Source organism: Salinivibrio sp. IB868, assembly GCF_001995655.1.
Taxonomy (GTDB): Bacteria; Pseudomonadota; Gammaproteobacteria; order Enterobacterales; family Vibrionaceae; genus Salinivibrio; species Salinivibrio siamensis.
Genome location: NZ_MUEW01000004.1, coordinates 226,911 through 243,190, shown reverse-complemented (window position 1 = coordinate 243,190; position 16,280 = coordinate 226,911). Strand labels below are relative to the sequence as shown.

General features: G+C 51.0%; 15 protein-coding genes. 6 read left to right on the top strand and 9 right to left on the bottom strand.

Going from position 1 to position 16,280, the window contains the following annotated elements:
• Window positions 1–16: 16 nt before the first annotated feature.
• Both murQ and BZG20_RS06590 read right to left on the bottom strand, forming a co-directional pair.
• A complete protein-coding gene (murQ, locus tag BZG20_RS06595; RefSeq protein ID WP_046075619.1) occupies window positions 17–931 on the bottom strand; it encodes an N-acetylmuramic acid 6-phosphate etherase in 915 nt (304 codons plus the stop codon).
• A gap of 9 nt (window positions 932–940) precedes the next feature.
• Window positions 941–2,053 (bottom strand): anhydro-N-acetylmuramic acid kinase, encoded by a 1,113-nt coding sequence (locus BZG20_RS06590; RefSeq protein ID WP_046075620.1) that lies wholly within the window; start codon window positions 2,051–2,053, stop codon window positions 941–943.
• Window positions 2,054–2,250: 197 nt separating this feature from the next.
• Here BZG20_RS06590 and nagZ point away from each other — a divergent pair, with 197 nt between their 5' ends.
• Window positions 2,251–3,255, top strand: coding sequence for a beta-N-acetylhexosaminidase (gene nagZ / locus BZG20_RS06585; protein ID WP_046075621.1), 1,005 nt, complete (start codon window positions 2,251–2,253; stop codon window positions 3,253–3,255).
• Window positions 3,256–3,376: 121 nt separating this feature from the next.
• Here the strand turns inward: nagZ and BZG20_RS16065 are convergent, their stop codons facing one another.
• From BZG20_RS16065 to BZG20_RS06565, 5 genes are all read right to left on the bottom strand, one after another.
• Window positions 3,377–3,553: a hypothetical protein gene (locus tag BZG20_RS16065; RefSeq protein ID WP_167369752.1), complete on the bottom strand. Its 177-nt coding sequence runs from the start codon at window positions 3,551–3,553 to the stop codon at window positions 3,377–3,379.
• Window positions 3,554–3,703: 150 nt separating this feature from the next.
• Window positions 3,704–4,549: an HTH-type transcriptional regulator HdfR gene (hdfR, locus tag BZG20_RS06580; RefSeq protein WP_046075622.1), complete on the bottom strand. Its 846-nt coding sequence runs from the start codon at window positions 4,547–4,549 to the stop codon at window positions 3,704–3,706.
• A gap of 79 nt (window positions 4,550–4,628) precedes the next feature.
• Window positions 4,629–6,095 carry a lactate dehydrogenase gene (locus BZG20_RS06575; protein WP_046075623.1) on the bottom strand — a complete coding sequence of 489 codons (1,467 nt, stop codon included), beginning with the start codon at window positions 6,093–6,095 and terminating at the stop codon, window positions 4,629–4,631.
• A gap of 18 nt (window positions 6,096–6,113) precedes the next feature.
• Window positions 6,114–6,824, bottom strand: coding sequence for a purine-nucleoside phosphorylase (deoD, locus tag BZG20_RS06570; protein ID WP_046075624.1), 711 nt, complete (start codon window positions 6,822–6,824; stop codon window positions 6,114–6,116).
• A 22-nt stretch (window positions 6,825–6,846) separates the two neighbouring features.
• Window positions 6,847–7,017, bottom strand: coding sequence for a XapX domain-containing protein (locus tag BZG20_RS06565; RefSeq protein WP_021023774.1), 171 nt, complete (start codon window positions 7,015–7,017; stop codon window positions 6,847–6,849).
• Window positions 7,018–7,193: 176 nt separating this feature from the next.
• Between BZG20_RS06565 and BZG20_RS16000 the strand changes: the two genes are divergently transcribed.
• The 5 genes from BZG20_RS16000 (at window position 7,194) to BZG20_RS06540 (ending at window position 11,213) form a co-directional block, all read left to right on the top strand.
• Window positions 7,194–7,484: a hypothetical protein gene (locus tag BZG20_RS16000; protein WP_046075625.1), complete on the top strand. Its 291-nt coding sequence runs from the start codon at window positions 7,194–7,196 to the stop codon at window positions 7,482–7,484.
• A 55-nt stretch (window positions 7,485–7,539) separates the two neighbouring features.
• On the top strand, window positions 7,540–8,454 hold the full coding sequence (locus tag BZG20_RS06555; RefSeq protein ID WP_046075626.1) for an ABC transporter substrate-binding protein: 915 nt from the start codon (window positions 7,540–7,542) through the stop codon (window positions 8,452–8,454).
• A 75-nt stretch (window positions 8,455–8,529) separates the two neighbouring features.
• Complete coding sequence (locus BZG20_RS06550) at window positions 8,530–9,477, top strand: iron chelate uptake ABC transporter family permease subunit (protein WP_046075627.1); 948 nt, start codon at window positions 8,530–8,532, stop codon at window positions 9,475–9,477.
• Entirely contained in the window at window positions 9,470–10,417 is a 948-nt protein-coding gene (locus BZG20_RS06545) for an iron chelate uptake ABC transporter family permease subunit (protein ID WP_077578497.1), read from the top strand. Before BZG20_RS06550 ends, BZG20_RS06545 begins: the two co-directional genes overlap by 8 nt.
• Window positions 10,418–10,421: 4 nt before the next feature.
• Entirely contained in the window at window positions 10,422–11,213 is a 792-nt protein-coding gene (locus BZG20_RS06540; protein ID WP_077578496.1) for an ATP-binding cassette domain-containing protein, read from the top strand.
• 41 nt (window positions 11,214–11,254) lie between these two features.
• Here BZG20_RS06540 and yddG read toward each other — a convergent pair whose 3' ends face one another.
• Both yddG and BZG20_RS06530 read right to left on the bottom strand, forming a co-directional pair.
• Window positions 11,255–12,172 (bottom strand): aromatic amino acid DMT transporter YddG, encoded by a 918-nt coding sequence (gene yddG, locus BZG20_RS06535; protein WP_077578495.1) that lies wholly within the window; start codon window positions 12,170–12,172, stop codon window positions 11,255–11,257.
• A 118-nt stretch (window positions 12,173–12,290) separates the two neighbouring features.
• On the bottom strand, window positions 12,291–16,037 hold the full coding sequence (locus tag BZG20_RS06530; RefSeq protein ID WP_077578494.1) for an EAL domain-containing protein: 3,747 nt from the start codon (window positions 16,035–16,037) through the stop codon (window positions 12,291–12,293).
• Between the last annotated feature and the right edge of the window lie 243 nt (window positions 16,038–16,280).

The window sequence follows — 16,280 nt, the reverse complement described above, 5'->3', positions numbered from 1 at the left end:
GAGTGGGTACATTGCATCAACCTAATTGCAATGCATCACGTAAATGCCCATTGGCTTGCTGAAGCCGCTGCCGTGCCGTCGCCGGGTCTTGCTCCGCTAAAATCATAAAAATAGCGACCTTCACCTCACCATCTGACTGTGACAGGGCGTGTGTTGCGGTGTGTTCTTCACATCCTGTCGCTTCCATCACGATCAACGTGGAACGGGTAACCAGTTTATCGTTGCTGGCTTTTACATCGACCATCAGGTTTTGATAGCACTTGCCCGTCTTTATCATGGCGGCGGTGCTCAGCATATTTAATACCAGTTTTTGTGCAGTGCCTGACTTCATTCGGGTTGAGCCTGTGAGCGCTTCAGGGCCAACTTCGGGCGTAATGGCAATCTGGGCGTAGGCGTTAATGGCGGCATTGGGGTTACATGACAAAGCGACCGTGACTGCGCCAATTTGCTTGGCGTAATCGAGTGCACCGATGACATAAGGCGTGCGGCCACTGGCGGCGATACCGACCACCACATCCTTCGCGGTGAGGCCTTGTGTGACCAAATCCGCTTTACCTGCATCTGGGTTGTCTTCAGCGCCTTCTTGGGCGACGAACATAGCAGGCTCGCCACCGGCAATCAGTCCTATGACTTGCTGGCTATCCACCCCAAAGGTGGGCGGGCATTCGGCCGCGTCAAGCACACCCAGTCGACCACTTGTCCCCGCACCGATGTAGATAAGACGACCGCCTTGGTTAAAACTTGCCGCAATCGCATCGACCGCTTTTGCAATCGCGGGGAGCTGCGTCTGCACAGCGGAGGCTACGCCCTTATCCTCTGCGTTAATCATTGTCACCAAGCCAAGTGTGTCTTGTTGGTCGATCGTCAGTGTATGCGGGTTGCGTGTTTCTGAGAGTAAGCCTTTTAGCTGGTCGACGCTGGGGGCTGACATAATCGTTCCTCAGTAAGGTAGATAAATGGCACCAAGACAACAGGCTTGCGTCGCGCCTGTCACGGCGGGCACATTGCCTGGTTGGTGATTAAGGGTTTGCCTGGCCAGCCAAGCAAAGGCAATGGCTTCCATATCGTCGCAACTGATCCCGGCATCGTCAGTTTGTGCAATGGACCATTGCGGAAGTGCCTGTTGTAACGCATGTATCAATGCCTGGTTGTGCGCGCCACCGCCACACACGAACACTCGGCCACGCTCTAATGGACGGATCGCTAACGCGATACTTTCGGCAGTCAATGCCAGTAAGGTGGCTTGCACTTGGTCTGGAGAGAGTGAAAACGCGAGCAGGTGACGATCGAGCCAATCGAGATTAAAGTATTCCCGCCCGGTACTTTTAGGTGCCGGACGTGAGAAGTACGCGTCGGATAACAGGCGGTTGAGTAAGGGTTGATACGCGCAGCTGGTGGCTGCCCACTCGCCATCTTTGTCATAGGCTTGGTGACGGTGACGCTGCGTCCAGGCATCCATCAACATATTCCCTGGACCCGTATCATAGCCATATAAAGGGCGATCGGGACAAATCATTGATACGTTGGCAATACCGCCAATATTCACTACTGCGGTGGCTTGTTCGCTATCGGCAAAGTAATCATTGTGAAAGGCGGGCACCAAAGGGGCGCCTTGACCGCCATACGCCATGTCTTTACGCCTAAAATCAGCGACAGTGGTAATGCCGGTTCGCGCCGCAATCACATTGGCGTCGCCAAGTTGCATGGTGAATGGATAATCGCCGCTCGGTTGGTGATAGACGGTTTGACCATGACAACCGACCGCCGCGACATGTTTAGGCAGTAACGCCGCTTGTTCAAGTAGGGTATTGATGGCATTGGCGTAACACTCCCCTAAGCGACGATCGAGTTCGCCCAAGGCTTTGACTGACATCGGATGACCTCGGCTCAAGGTGATCACGGTAGCTTTAATATCCTGCGGTAGCGGGTCACTATGACGAGCAATTGACTCCACGTGGCCGGCTTGAGTGAACCGGACAGCGACGACATCAATGTTATCTAAGCTCGTCCCTGACATAACACCTATGTAGATATCGGCGGCGGGTTGTGGCATCGGGTGCTTCCTTACAGTAGTCCAGCGATAAAATGACGATAAGAACCAAGGTACTGAGTATAAACAGATTGCGATAAGTGGCAAAGTGCTTGATGATCCCTTTGAGGTACTGGCGCCTTGCAATAGTGAATGGTCTGATTGGACGAATATAATCAAAGTGGTTGTCAGTGGGTTGACAAGAGTATGAAGGAGAAACGATGGGACCGGTTTGGCTAGATGTGCACGCCGAGCAACTTGATAACGAAGAGAAAGAAATTTTGGCACATCCCTCTGTGGGAGGCGTTATTCTATTTGCTCGCAATTATTTTGACTCCGCACAGCTGCGTGCATTAACTCAGTCAATACGCACAGCGGCGGGGCGCGATATCCTCATCGGCGTTGACCAAGAGGGGGGCCGTGTTCAACGGTTTCGCGACGCGTTTACCCCCATACCCGCAGCGCAGTCTTATGGTGCGTTAAGTGCGAGTCCAGCGCTCGCGGAGCAAGCGGGTTGGGTGATGGCAATGGAGCTGATCGCTCATGGGATTGATCTCAGTTTTGCGCCTGTGCTGGATTTAGGATTTGGATGTGCGGCAATCAAAGACCGTGCCTTCGGTGCGACACATCAAGCTATCACTGACTATGCTGGCGCCTTTGCTAAGGGTATGCGCGTGGCAGGCATGGCCACCACGGGCAAACATTTTCCTGGACACGGTGGGGTGAAAGAAGACTCGCACTTAGTGACACCTAAGGATACGCGCGATATTTTGCACTCAGACGACTTTGCGATTTTCCAATCGTTTATTGCGCGGGGGCTCGTGGATGCGATGATGCCTGCCCATGTGGTTTACCCGCAACATGATGCCTTGCCAGCCAGTGGCTCGCCGTACTGGCTTACCCAGATTTTGCGCCAGCAACTTGGGTTTAAAGGGATTATTTTCTCGGATGATTTAAGTATGGGCGGTGCGCATTTGTTCGGCGACGCGCCCGCGCGTGCCAAAGCGGCGCTTGATGCGGGATGCGACATGGCCTTGATATGCAATGACCGCCACAGTGCGGTGTCGGTGCTCGACGCTTTGCCCATTCAGTCGATCCCTGCTGCTGAGACATTGCGGGTGCGCCAATCCGTGGAGTGGCAACGCTTACAGCAAGATCCGCGTTGGCAGTCGGCACAGCGTGAGATTAAGCGACATGCAGAAGAGTGGCAGGCGCAACAAGCCTGAGCGAGTGCACTAGCGTCAACGTATTTCAGGACGGGACACAACAAACAAAAAAGGCAACGTCATCGCGTTGCCTTTATCCTATTAATGACGAGTGCAATGCACCGCGAGTCTTGCCTCGCGATTAGCGGTCTTCTCCGAAATAACTGTCGTCGTGTTGCGATCGGGAAGCGCGCTTATTGTTGCGCTTCTTGTCTTTTTTGCCGCGTGGCATATCGTCATCAAAATCGTCGTGGTGGCGAGATTTAAACTTCTCTTTATGTTGCGAGCCGTGTTTTAACCATTGATCCCACTGTGCCATGGTGGTGTTTTCCTAACGCTTGTTGATTGTCAGTGCTATGTGTAGCCGGAGTGTTAGACACATAATGTTTGCCTAACGATTCTAAGATAGCCTAAAAATTGAACGTCGACTAGTGAAATAGGCGTGAATTTACCGATTTTTTCTGAGCACTTATAACTGACCGGTAGATGATACTAACTCATTGATTAGCGGTTTTTTATCGCTGTTAGTGAGCCAGGTAAGGTAAAGTGGGTGGGTAAGAATATGGCCGTGATCAATAAGATGGAGTTGTCCGTTGTTCAGATAAGGGTGAACTGCCAGTGACGGTAGAAACGCGACGCCGCCGTGTACGAGTAAATAGTTTAATGCCAGTTGGCATGACTGGGTATGTAACACGGGTGAGCGTTGTAGTGGCGCAATTTGGCTTTGCTCAAGTGAAAAGCGAGTTCCCCAATCAAGATAAACCAGCGGTAGCGTGTCGCTCGTGTCCAGTGTGAGCCCCGGTAAATGGCTAACTAACTGAAGTTGATAATCGCCTAGGTGGTGTGATTGTAACCCTTCAAGCTTAGGCAGCTCTGAGGTCAATCCGGCATCAATACGTTTTTCAATCAAATGGCGTGCTAGCAACTGGGCGGGTGTCGACTCGGCACGGATCAACCAGTCTGGGTGCGCCGCACACACGCGGTTGACCCATGTGCTGACGCCATCGAGTTCCCACAGCATCGGGGAGGCGGCAAGCGTGAGTTGTGCGCTCGCGTGCTGCATTGCACTGACGTCCTGTTGGGCGCGCTGCCACGTTTGCAGCATGGTTTCAGCGTAAGGAAGTAAGCGCTCACCCGCATCGGTCAGACGAACATTATTGCGCTGACGAACAAACAGTGATGTATCTAGCTGGGTTTCTAGTTGTCGAATGCGAAAGCTCACAGCGGATTGGGTCAGGTAAAGGTTTTCCGCTGCACGACCGAAGTGACGCGTCTTGCTCACTTCAATAAATGTACGCAGTAGTTGAATGTCCAATGGCGTTTTCCTTCTCGGCGATATCGGGCATTTAGACAAAAAACTTCGATGCACGTCAAGTGAATGCGCGCGAGGTGGATCAGAGCATCAGATCTGCCAGTGTCAAAGGGCGTTCGGTCAAGCCAAGCCGTTGGGCTGGGGTGAGATGCGCGCGGTCTTGCCAACATAAGTTATGCCATGCGCGATAGATATCCAGCAGGGGCAATAGCCCACCAGGGCGCAGCCGGCGTCTCGGCTCATTGACCAATAGTGAAAACTGCTGGTGGAAGTGTTGTTGATATTTTTTCAACGCATCACAGCTTGCATGGGTTAACCAATAGGCCTCTTGACCTTTGTTTTGGCCATGATCGCAGATTGCTTTAGCACCGTCGCCACTGCGAGTAAAGGCCCAACGATCACGCCACCAGCTTAGCAAAACGATATCAATTTTTTCTGGCTCTGATCCGGGCTGCCAACCGGCATCCTGCTCGACGTATACATGGCTGACGCGTTTATCTCGAATATCGGCCTCAAAAACGGAGAGGCAAGCGGAGCGCAATAAGGGCTCTTGCGGCGAAAAAACCACAATTTGCTGCCAATGCTCGATTAACGGCTTGAGGTTGAGGTAATGCGCATACGTAGTGTATTGAGGGCGGATCAGCGTGCCGCGATTAGGATAAATAAAGTGCAGCGGCTGCGTATAGGGGTCTTCGACATTCGAGCGAGCAAAGACGTCGCGGTATTTGGCATCCACTCGACCCAGTAACCCCTCTGGGCGTGCTACTGTATCTTGCGGCTGACCCGCACTGTGCGTCGACATAAAGCGACAGTCTGGCTGATAAGGGTCATGATGTGTGTGCAAGTGGTGATGGTCATCCGTATGATAATTCACATCTTGTTGCAGCACGTAGCCACTGTGCGCTTCTCCTGTTGCCAGCCATTGCACGCCATTGTCGCTCTTGGGTTGCAAGGCGGTGTGGACACTGGCCAGATGGCCCGTTGAGGTATCGGCTAAAAACCGGCTGTCGTAAGCGGCAAGCTTTTGTCGGCAGCGCGCGGCTATTTGGTTAAGATGGTCGTAGAAGGTTTTCGGGTTCAGTGACAGTCTTCGGCAGATGTCACGCACTGTGTGGCCAGTAAAAAGAAACGCTAACAGCTTTTGCTGTAACTCACTTTTTTTGTTGACCCCAGACCAGCGGTCGACAAAGGTGCTTTGGCAGCTTTTGCAGCGATAACGCTGACGATCGCCACTATAGCCGAAAGCATGATAACAATGCCGATGCGTGAGCACGGGTTTACCTAAATGCTCACATTCTGGGTTGGTACAGGCACACAAACCATCGGCATGAAGTTGACGCTGAGCAATCAGCTCAGCTTGAACATCATGGTTATTTAACAGTGGAGGAAACGCGCCACACTCTCGACACACCAAGGTTGGGCGAGCAGGATTGGTGTGTTGAACCAAGTAATCTTGCTCATCTTTCGACCCAAAGTTGGGGCAGGTGAGTGTTTTACAAAAGTTTAGCTGTAATTCACCGGCTGCAAGAGGCAGCTTACTGCTTGACACGTTTCCTCCGACCAACACTTACAGGTTGATCGCGGTTTCTAGCGAGACCGTCATCATCTCGTTAAATGATTTTTGACGCTCGTCAGAGCTTAGTGCTTCGCCACGGATGATATGGTCAGACACGGTTAGGATGGTGAGTGCACGCGCACCCAGTTCAGCTGCAACACCGTAGATGCCTGCCGCTTCCATATCTACAGCGAGGATACCTAAGTTATCCATTTTGTTGAACAAATCACCTTCTGGGCTGTAGAACAGATCGGCAGAGAAGACGTTACCGACACGCACAGACACATTCTGCTTACGTGCTTCGCCCACGGCCGTTTCCAGGAGGTGATAGTCAGAGATAGCCGCGAAGTCATGGCCAGCAAAGCGTGTACGGTTTACTTTCGCATCCGTGGATGCGCCTTGTGCGATGATGACATCCATCAGTTTGACATCGTCTTTAACCGCACCACAGCTGCCGACGCGGATCACGTTCTTAACACCGTAATCTTTGATTAGCTCATGCACATAGATTGAGCAAGATGGGATCCCCATGCCGTGACCCATGACAGACACTTTTTTGCCTTTGTAGGTGCCGGTGTAGCCGAACATGTTACGCACGTCGGTGACGCGCTCCGCGTTCTCGAGAAAGTTTTCGGCAATGTACTGCGCGCGCAGCGGATCACCAGGCATGAGGACAGTTTCAGCAAATGCGCCGTCTACAGCATTGATATGTGGGGTAGCCATAGTGTGCTCCAATTATCTTTAGTTAAGAGAAAAAGCGTTCGATCACAGCTTGGTAAGCCATGCCGCCAAGGTAGATACCAACAATGCCCATGATCCCAGAAATCACCGGGGGAGCAGGCAGTGGTAACTTGATCGCGCTGAAGAAAAAGCCAACGATGGCGCCAGCGACGACCGCAAGTAAAATTTCGTTCATTATAACCCTCAAACATCTAGTTAGGTGCAGTCCAGCTCAAATCGGTACCCAAATTGCGACAGTCATAGCTGTCTTTATTGTCTTTTAAGTGGTGCCGCATGAGATGAGTCCAGTGTATGTAACCCATGCGCATTTACGCGCGATCTTGATCACAACTATCCCCATATTAGCGCGTAATGGCCACAATGATTACTAAATATGTTGATAGTGTCGATGCAATCGCTTGCGTTTTGGTCAAATGGCGCGGTTTTATCGCCTCTCAGATGCGTGGTGATGACGAATCAACAGCAGGTAGCCGATTCAATTGCGGTTTTTTTGCGCAAGATCAAAACAGTTTTGGTAAGCGTAACTGGCATCGCCGGATGAAAGACATGATGACTGGCTTTTGCGAGCGAAACCTATTGCCTCATGCCATGCGCTTAATCAATAACACTATAAATATGAATAGTTCTCACTTCTATTCGTGACTTGCTTATTCAACTGCGTTAGCATTCCCCCACCGATTTTTGCGAGGAAAGGGCTATGCAAGCTTTTCGTTCATTTTTTTCATTTATTTTTCTCACTGTTTCTTTGCTGTTGAGCAGCCAGGCGGCCGCAAAAACCATCACCCATGCGATGGGCACCGTTGAAATCGACGGCGTACCACAACGCGTCGTTGTGTTGGGGCAGGGCAGTTTAGATGTGCTGGATCGCCTCGGTGTTGAGCCTGTTGGCGTGGTGAAGTCTTTAATGCCGGATTATCTTGCCAAAACCTATCAAGACGATAAGTATGTCGCGGTCGGGACGGTGAAAGAGCCTGATTATGAGGCCATTTTCACCGCTAAGCCGGATTTGATCATTGCGGAAGCGCGTATGGCCTCGCTCATGGGCGAGTTAGAGGAAATCGCTCCGACAATTATGTTTCGAGCGGACTACGAGAATTACTGGCAAAGTGTGCAAGCTAATTGGCGCATGCTAGGCGAGGTGTTTAACAAGCAAGAAAAAGTCGACGCGATCATTGAACAAATGAATACCAAAATCGCGCAGACCCATGATAAAGCGGTGGCAGATAACTTTAACGCGTTGATGGTCATGAGCAACGGCAGTAAAGTGGCGATGTTCGGCGAGAATAGCCGATTTGGTATGGTGTTTGATGAGCTAGGCTTGAAACCTGCGAAAAGCGATGATGTAGAAGTGGCAGGCTCACACGGTAATTTGATTTCGTTCGAATATATTGCCGACGCCAACCCAGATGTCTTATTAGTCCTTGATCGTGAGCAGGCGATTGGGGAAGGTGAAGGCAAGGCAAAAGCGCGTTTTGATAATCCTTTGGTCAACAAAACGCATGCTCACCAACAGCAACGTATCAGTTATCTCGACCCAACCGCGTGGTACATTACCATGGCTGGCATGACGGCGATGGATAAGATGATCGATGATGTAAACCGCGTGCTTTAATCATCATACGAGAAACAAACAGACCCAGGCTGGCCCTGGGTCTTTGTGGTTATAGACCTCAACGGTAGTGATTCTGTGAAGTATCTTTCTATTCCTGTCCTCGTGGTGCTGGCGATCCTGTCGATATCCATTGGTGTGGCGCACGTGTCCTTCGCGAGCTTGTGGGCGGGCGATCCAGAAGCGTGGACAATTTTTACCACCAGTCGTATTCCTCGGTTACTGGCTATCTGTTTGGCTGGTGCGGGTTTAAGTGTGGCTGGACTCATCATGCAGCAGATCTGTCAAAACCGCTTTGCCGCGCCCGACACTACCGGCACCATTGATTGTGCGCTGCTGGGTTATGTGCTGACGTTGGTTGCGTTTGGGGGCGCCAGCCAATGGCTGGACTTGTCCGTTATTGTGGGGATGGCGATGGCTGGCACTTGGCTATTCGTCCATTTTCTCCAACGACTGAAGTTTAAAAATACCGTGCTGGTTCCCTTGATTGGCATTATGTACGGCAATGTCGTTTCTTCGCTAACCCAGTTTTTAGCTTATAAGTACGATCTGATTCAAACCTTGCAAGCGTGGACGGTCGCCAACTTTTCGTCGGTGCTCGCGGGAAATTATGAAGTACTCTTTGTGGCTATTCCGGTATGTGGTATCGCCTATGCGTATGCCAGCCAATTCAGCGCCGCCAGTATTGGCGAAAGCTTTGCCAAAAACATTGGCCTTGATTATCAAAAGGTAGTGCTATTCGGTGTCATGGTGGTCGCGTTGCTGTCGTCCGCTGTGGTGATGATTGTTGGGGTCATCCCCTTTCTTGGCTTAATTGTGCCCAATGTTGTCTCGCTTTTTATGGGCGATAACATTAAACGCAACTTGCCTTGGACGGCCTTTTGGGGCGTGGTGTTGGTGTTGAGCTGCGACATTCTGGGCCGTGTCATTATCTTCCCTTATGAAGTCCCGATTGCGATGATCATTTCTATCTTAGGCGGTGCGGTGTTTATCTATCTAGTGATGAGGGACAAAGCGAATGCGTGATGGTATCAAGCTTTCCCTGGTCGCAATGGGTGTGGTGCTCGTGGCGGGGTACTTTTTAGGGCATGGATTAACGGCGGATAATTACGCGTATTTTCTTTCGCGACGAACCCCTAAGTTTTTGGCAATCACGCTGGCTGCCGTGGCCATCTCTGCCTCTTCGCTGGTGTTTCAAACCATCACCAACAATCGGATTCTGACCCCTTCGATTCTGGGCTTTGATAGTTTATACGTTCTCTTGCAAACCGTTTTATTGGTGGTATTTGGCTCAAGTAGTGTATTGCTGATCAATGCCTACGCGAACTTTACCGCCAGTGTGGTGTTAATGACGGTAAGTGCGACTGTGTTGTTCACGCTTTACTTTCGTCGACATCGCGCCAACATCTATACGCTGCTGTTAATTGGTATTGTGTTAGGTAGCGTGTTTGGCAGTATCAGTCAGTTTTTTACCTTGTTGGTCGATCCGAGTGAGTTCGCCATCCTGCAAGATGCGATGTTCGCCAGCTTCAACAATGCTAATCGTGAGCTGGTCTATGTCAGTGTACCGGTCTTAGCCGCCTGTTTGCTGGTGCTATATCGATTTAGCAATCAGCTTGATGTGTGCTTGTTGGGTGAGGATAACGCAACAAGCCTTGGCATCGATACGCGCCGACTCACACTGAAAGTGATGATGGTGATTGCGGTGATGATTGCCTTATCAACTGCTCTGGTTGGACCGGTGCTCTTTTTTGGTTTGATTGTGGTGAGCCTCGCACGACAAATGTTTGTCAGTTATCAGCATCGTTTTTTAATTGTAGCCACCAGCGTGTTGGCCGCCTTTTTGCTGTTAAGTGGCCAGTATGTTGTCGAACAATGGTTTGGGTTTGAGACCACGGTGAGTGTGATCATTAACTTTGTCGGTGGCGGTTACTTTTTGTATCTACTGACGAAAAACAAATTTTAACATTATGATTGAATTAATTGGATTATCGAAAGCTTATGGCCAAACAAAGGTGGTCAATCAAGCCAGCGCACTGTTTCCACTCGGTAAAGTGACCGCTATCATTGGCCCCAACGGGGCTGGGAAAAGTACGCTGCTATCGATGGCGAGCCGACTGACAGACAGTGATGCCGGTGAGGTGTTGATTGGTGATAAACCACTGAGTGAGTGGAGTAACCAGGCGTTGGCGCAGCGCTTGGCCGTGTTGCGTCAAGCGAACAACGTCAATATGCGTTTTCGGGTGCGTGAGTTGGTTGCATTTGGGCGCTTTCCGCATTCCAAAGGGCGGCTAACCGAACAAGACAACGCGGTGATTGATGACGCGTTAGCGCAACTCGGGCTGACAGAGTTGCAAGAGCGCTTTATTGATCAGCTCAGTGGCGGTCAGCGTCAAATGGCATTCATTGCCATGGTGGTGGCGCAAAACACCGACTATGTTTTCCTCGATGAGCCACTCAACAACCTCGATATTCGTCACTCTGTGGCTATTATGAAAACGGTACGAGAGTTGGCACACCGATACAAAAAAGCGGTGGTGGTGGTGATGCACGATATCAATTTTAGCGCGTGCTACGCCGATAACATGATTGCGATGAAAGCGGGTGAAGTGGTTGCCAGTGGCCAAGTGAAAAACGTGGTGACTAAACCCATCATGGAGCGGATTTACGAGATTGATTTTGAAGTCGAGGAGATAAACGGGCAGCGCATTTGTCTGTATTATGGCGCCGCCACGCCATCGATGGCCGCTGCAGAGTCTTAAGCGTGTTGTGAATGACTAGCCGCTATTAGCGGCTAGTAGTCTTAGTGTGCTTTGGCCTCTGTGCGTTTGTTCGCCGCTTTTTTAACGGGTGCCCGAGTCAGCCACCAACTTGCCAGTGAGCCTAAAGTGACCATGGCCACACCTTGCCAAAAGGTGAGCGTCAACGAAGTAGAAAGTAGTACTGCCGACAATAAGGTCGACAAAATAGGGATGAAATAGGATAAGGTGGCCAAGACCATCAAATTGCCCTTGAGAATACCTATATTCCACAGCCCATAACCGCCTCCCATGGCGAGTCCAGCGAGCAGCACATAGCCGCTGGTTTGCCATGAAAGATGCATGGCGGGTGCGTCAGAGGCGAGATAGCCCACCCACAAAGTGATCGCGGTGGCACAGAAAAACCAGGTGATCCCGTTCTTACCCTGCGCGCGCATCTTGGTGAGGTTGCAGTAAATCGCCCAAATAATCGCACCGCTAAACGCCAATATATAGCTAACCGGGTTCGACTGAATGTTGGCCACAAGGTGAGACCAAGATACGCCTTGCTTGCCTCCTACTGTCCACACCACGCCCATAAAGGCGACGACTAACGCAGGATAGAGCCACAGGCTTACTTTCTGACGGGTCAAAATAACCGAAAACAAGACAGTTAAGCACGGCCAGAGGTAGTTGATCACCCCCATTTCGATCGCTTGGGTGCGGGTATTCGCCCAAGCCAATGAGAGCGCTAAGCACAATTCATACACGACAAATAAAACGCTGCCAATCAGCAAATATTGGCGCGGGAAGGTGTTGAGTTTGGGGAGGCCGACGACGACAATCAAACAAAGCGAGGCAAGCGTATAAATCGCCGCTGCGCCACCGAGTGGCCCAAGCAGTTCGGTGACATGACGGATAAAGGCGACATTGCTGCTCCAAAGCATGATGGCGCCGCATCCGGCCAGCGTATATCGGTTCATGAGGTAGCCGTCCAAGCAAAACCTCTAAATTGCCTTTTTTATTGGACGTGTGCAACCACCATCGCCACTGCGTATTAGGTGAATGAGTCAAACAGTAGTCGGTGATCGTAGGGCACCGTCAGTGACTCGGCGGTGTGAGGGTATGCGTGGCAAGCAGTGTATCAAGCGGTGTTGGGTAGTCGATAAGAAACCCTTGCACGTAGTTAATGCCAATTTCTTGTACGCAGGCAAGCTTTTCTTCGTCGGAGACCCATTCCGCGACCGTTTTGTAACCCATGGTGTCACAAATGCTGACAATGGACTCCAGTATGACGCGATCGATTTTGTTTTCTCTGTCGGTCAGGTTAGCCACAAATTGGCCATCAACTTTAACCACATCCACATTGAACAGCTTTAAGTAATGAAACGAGCAGAGGCCGGCACCAAAATCATCCAGCGCGACATGCGCGCCATGGTGGCGTAGTTCGTCGATAAAAGAGACGGCTGCGTTTAAATGACTAATGAGTGCTGATTCAGTGATCTCAAAACACAGTCGCTCCGCAGGAAGGACGGAAGCGCTTAATAGCTGTTTGAGTTGTGTCTGAAATTTAGGATCACTGATTGAGTTTGCTGAGAGGTTGATGTTGAACCTGAGTCCTGACTCTGCCAACTCCGCGGCGCGCGTATTGAGTACATAGTTCACTACCCAGCCATCGATATCGCGAATGTAGCCAAAGGCCTCGGCAGCGGGAATAAATTCCCCCGGATTCATAATATTACCGTCGGTATCTACCATGCGTATTAATAGTTCGTACCAGTGTTCAACCACAGGCCCTTGTGCGGGTGCCACCTGTTGGCCATAGAGCGCAAAGCGGTTTTCAGTCAGTGCCCGTGTGATTTTTCCCACCATTTGCATGTCACTGTGGCGTCCCTGCGCGGTGCCTGAGATATCGTTGTAATCCACTATCTGGCCGCGTCCTGCCGACTTGGCCTCATACATCGCTACATCGGCGCGGCTCATCAAATCCGAGAGGGTTAATGTCGCATCGTTAACATCCACCAGACCCACACTGGCACTGATGGCAAAAATGCGCTCGCCATAAGAGAAAGACAAGTGTTCAAGCTGTTTGATTAAGTCGGCGATCGTATGTTTCGCGTCGCGCATATTGCAGTGCGTGAGCAGCAACGCAAACTCATCACCGCCCAAACGCGCCACCACATCATCACTGCGTATGTTATCGGCTAAGGCTTGTGACACTTGGCATAGGACTTCGTCACCGGCGTGATGGCCGACCGAGTCATTGATGATTTTGAACAGGTCTAAATCGATAAACGCTAACACGGAGGGCGATTGGTTCTCGCTGGACAGGTGATTTTCCATGAGGGTTTCAAAGGCGCGACGATTGGGTAGCTGTGTGAGCGAATCATGATTGGCGTTGTAGTCTAACTGTGCCATCAGCGCATGCTCATCCGACACGTCTCGCAACACAAACACATACCCGTGTTGACCGTTTTGGTTACTGGTCAGTGGAGACATAGCCACCGATACATACAGGCGTTTGCCGCCCGCGATAACCAGTTGGTAGGCGTCTTGTATTTGGGTTTCAAAAAAGGTCTCTGTTTGTTGACTGCTAAAACTGGAAAGCAACACCCGTTGCTGGTTGTTGTAAAGCTCGAAAACCGCGTCCACAGGTTGGCCGAGTGGCAGCACGCTATCATTGGCAACAAGCCACTGCGCGGTGTTGTTGAGGTAGGCCAAGTTGCCCTGATCGTCGATGGTGATCACCGCATCGTTGATGGAGTTCATCACCACATCCAGCTGTTCACGCTCTTGGGCCAGTGCGTGGTTAAGCTCGTTGATTTCGGTATTGTCCCAATTGGCGCCGATCATCCGTACCGTGTTGCCATTATCGTCTATTTGTAAGCTGGCGAGAGCACGGATGTAGCGAATACGCCCTTGACTATCAATGATCCGAAACTGGGTATCGAGTCGTTGATGATGCGTAAGCGCGTCCTGGAGTGTTTGGTTGATCGTCTCTGCATCATCTGGATGAAGACGTTGCTGCCAGGTGGCGAGTTTTTCACTGCCTTCGGCCTCGGGGACATCGTAGAGGCGGTACATTTGTGCGTCCCACTCTAGCTTGTCTTCGTTAACGTGATACTCCCAAATACCAATATTGGCCGCTTTTGTCGCGGCTTCTAGGCGGCGGCGTAAGGTGTCTGTTTGCCGGTTAGTTAGATACTGTTCAGTGATGTCAATCACGGTACTCAAGACGGTTTCTGTTTCTTCCCCCGTTTGCCGCGCCGATGATTGGCGTAGATAGCGATAGGCGTTCGCGTCATTATTAAACCGGAATACCTCTACCATCCGGTCGGTGTGTTTGTCGACGAGCAGGCGCATAGATTGTTCCCATGCGGCGCGATCGTCTGGATGTATGCGACTGACCCAGTCTTGGTAGGTGCGTATCTGTTTGGCATTGATGCCGAGCAAAGGCGCGGACCACCCAGAAAACAGCAACGCACCCGTATGAATATTGAGTTCAAAGACGGCAAGTTTGTTGATATCGAGGGCAAAACGCCAACGTTCAAGCCAGCGTTTTTGTTCACGTTGTGCCGCTTTGAGTGCGTTGATATCCTCGATTTGGCTGATCAAGTGAGTCACATGACCAGCGTGCTTATCCCGGACAGCGGTGAGCGAAAGCCGTCCCCATACTGTCTCGCCATCGGCGCGTACAAAGCGCTTTTCCAATCGCTTATTATCAGAATGACCCATGATCAGATCGCTAAAATATTCCCTCAGCGAAGATTGGTCTTGTGCTCGCGTGAACAAAGAGACATGCGAACCGATAAGCACGCGGCGCTCACAGCCAAAAAACTGCGCCAAACTGGCGTTTGCTTCTTGGACAATACCTCGCGGATCCAGTATCGCCATCCCTATCAATGAGTTGTGCATGGCTTGCGTGAGCAGCGAGTGCTGCTCAATGTGATGCCGTTGATGACGTCGATAGCTATACGCCAGCTGTGTCATCCCGACGCCTATCACCAAGGTCGCGGCCGCGGTGACTAAGCGCGACAAGGAGACTTGGTGTTCGCTGTCGATATGGAAAGCAAAGACACCGATCGCAGAAAGGAGGTCAAAACTGACCACTGACAAGGCGATAGTGGCAAGGCCTATTATTCTGCTTTGCAGTGTGGCAGCAATGAAAAACAAGCCTGTCAGCGCGATGAACGGATAGGGGAAAGCATAAAAAAGCAAACTAATCAGGACAAACAGCGCGAGACTGCCGCTGATCATTGTCGATGGAGAGGGAGCCGGTCGATAGAGCTTGTCGAGAGTATCTGTGTATAGCCGCTCTTTGAGCGCTAAGCATAGCGGAAATAGCGCAACGAATCCGATAAATTCACTAAAAAACCAGCGTACTACATAGTAGTTAAACCCGTGTTCATTGAAGGCGGATAAAACATAGCCCCCGAGGAGGGCACCGACAAGCGGGCTCATAACGGCTGTTGGCATCAGTCCGCGGATAAATGGCCACACACCGTGCAAAGGGTTGCCATAACGCCGGCGCATCATAAGGTATAACGTACAGCCCGTGAAGGCGGTTAATGTATTGATGGCCGCCAGCTTAAGGCTCAGTTGGGATGGGAGCCCCATGACACTGTCTGCTGCAAATACCCCGATAAAAAAACCGAGGGTGGCCAGGGCACGCGCGCGGTGAGGAAGGTTGGCCAGTGAAAAAGCGCCCACGGCGGAGGCATACCAAATGACGGCAAATTCTTCACTCTCGGGAATGACGGCCAACGAAAAGCACACCAGCGAGAAACTAATTGTCATCAATACCAAAAAGGCGTGAATCGCCTGGCGCACTCGGTGATGGCGGGGCATGGCTCTCTCATTAATTACAATGACCTAGCTGTAGCTTAGCGCATTTTGTCTTAGAGTTAACGACCTTTATTGCCTTTCCGCTACCTTTGTCGGTACTGAATTGTTGCCCGCCGTATTGAGAGGCACCTGCATCCTATTAATCGCTTGGTTACTAGCGCCTCAGATCTAATGCTTTAGTCGAAATTTGATCACTTTCACCGCTATTGAGTGTGAAGCATGGCATTAGTAATCAAAACGTGGCAG

Coding starts and splice junctions, on each gene's coding strand:
- BZG20_RS06530 (WP_077578494.1), bottom strand. CDS start 16,037: ATGCCCCGCCATCACCGAGTGCGCCAGGCGATTCACGCCTTTTTGGTA.
- BZG20_RS06540 (WP_077578496.1), top strand. CDS start 10,422: ATGATTGAATTAATTGGATTATCGAAAGCTTATGGCCAAACAAAGGTG.
- BZG20_RS16000 (WP_046075625.1), top strand. CDS start 7,194: ATGGCCACAATGATTACTAAATATGTTGATAGTGTCGATGCAATCGCT.
- BZG20_RS06590 (WP_046075620.1), bottom strand. CDS start 2,053: ATGCCACAACCCGCCGCCGATATCTACATAGGTGTTATGTCAGGGACG.
- BZG20_RS06565 (WP_021023774.1), bottom strand. CDS start 7,017: ATGAACGAAATTTTACTTGCGGTCGTCGCTGGCGCCATCGTTGGCTTT.
- yddG (WP_077578495.1), bottom strand. CDS start 12,172: ATGAACCGATATACGCTGGCCGGATGCGGCGCCATCATGCTTTGGAGC.
- nagZ (WP_046075621.1), top strand. CDS start 2,251: ATGGGACCGGTTTGGCTAGATGTGCACGCCGAGCAACTTGATAACGAA.
- deoD (WP_046075624.1), bottom strand. CDS start 6,824: ATGGCTACCCCACATATCAATGCTGTAGACGGCGCATTTGCTGAAACT.
- BZG20_RS06545 (WP_077578497.1), top strand. CDS start 9,470: ATGCGTGATGGTATCAAGCTTTCCCTGGTCGCAATGGGTGTGGTGCTC.
- BZG20_RS06555 (WP_046075626.1), top strand. CDS start 7,540: ATGCAAGCTTTTCGTTCATTTTTTTCATTTATTTTTCTCACTGTTTCT.
- BZG20_RS16065 (WP_167369752.1), bottom strand. CDS start 3,553: ATGGCACAGTGGGATCAATGGTTAAAACACGGCTCGCAACATAAAGAG.
- murQ (WP_046075619.1), bottom strand. CDS start 931: ATGTCAGCCCCCAGCGTCGACCAGCTAAAAGGCTTACTCTCAGAAACA.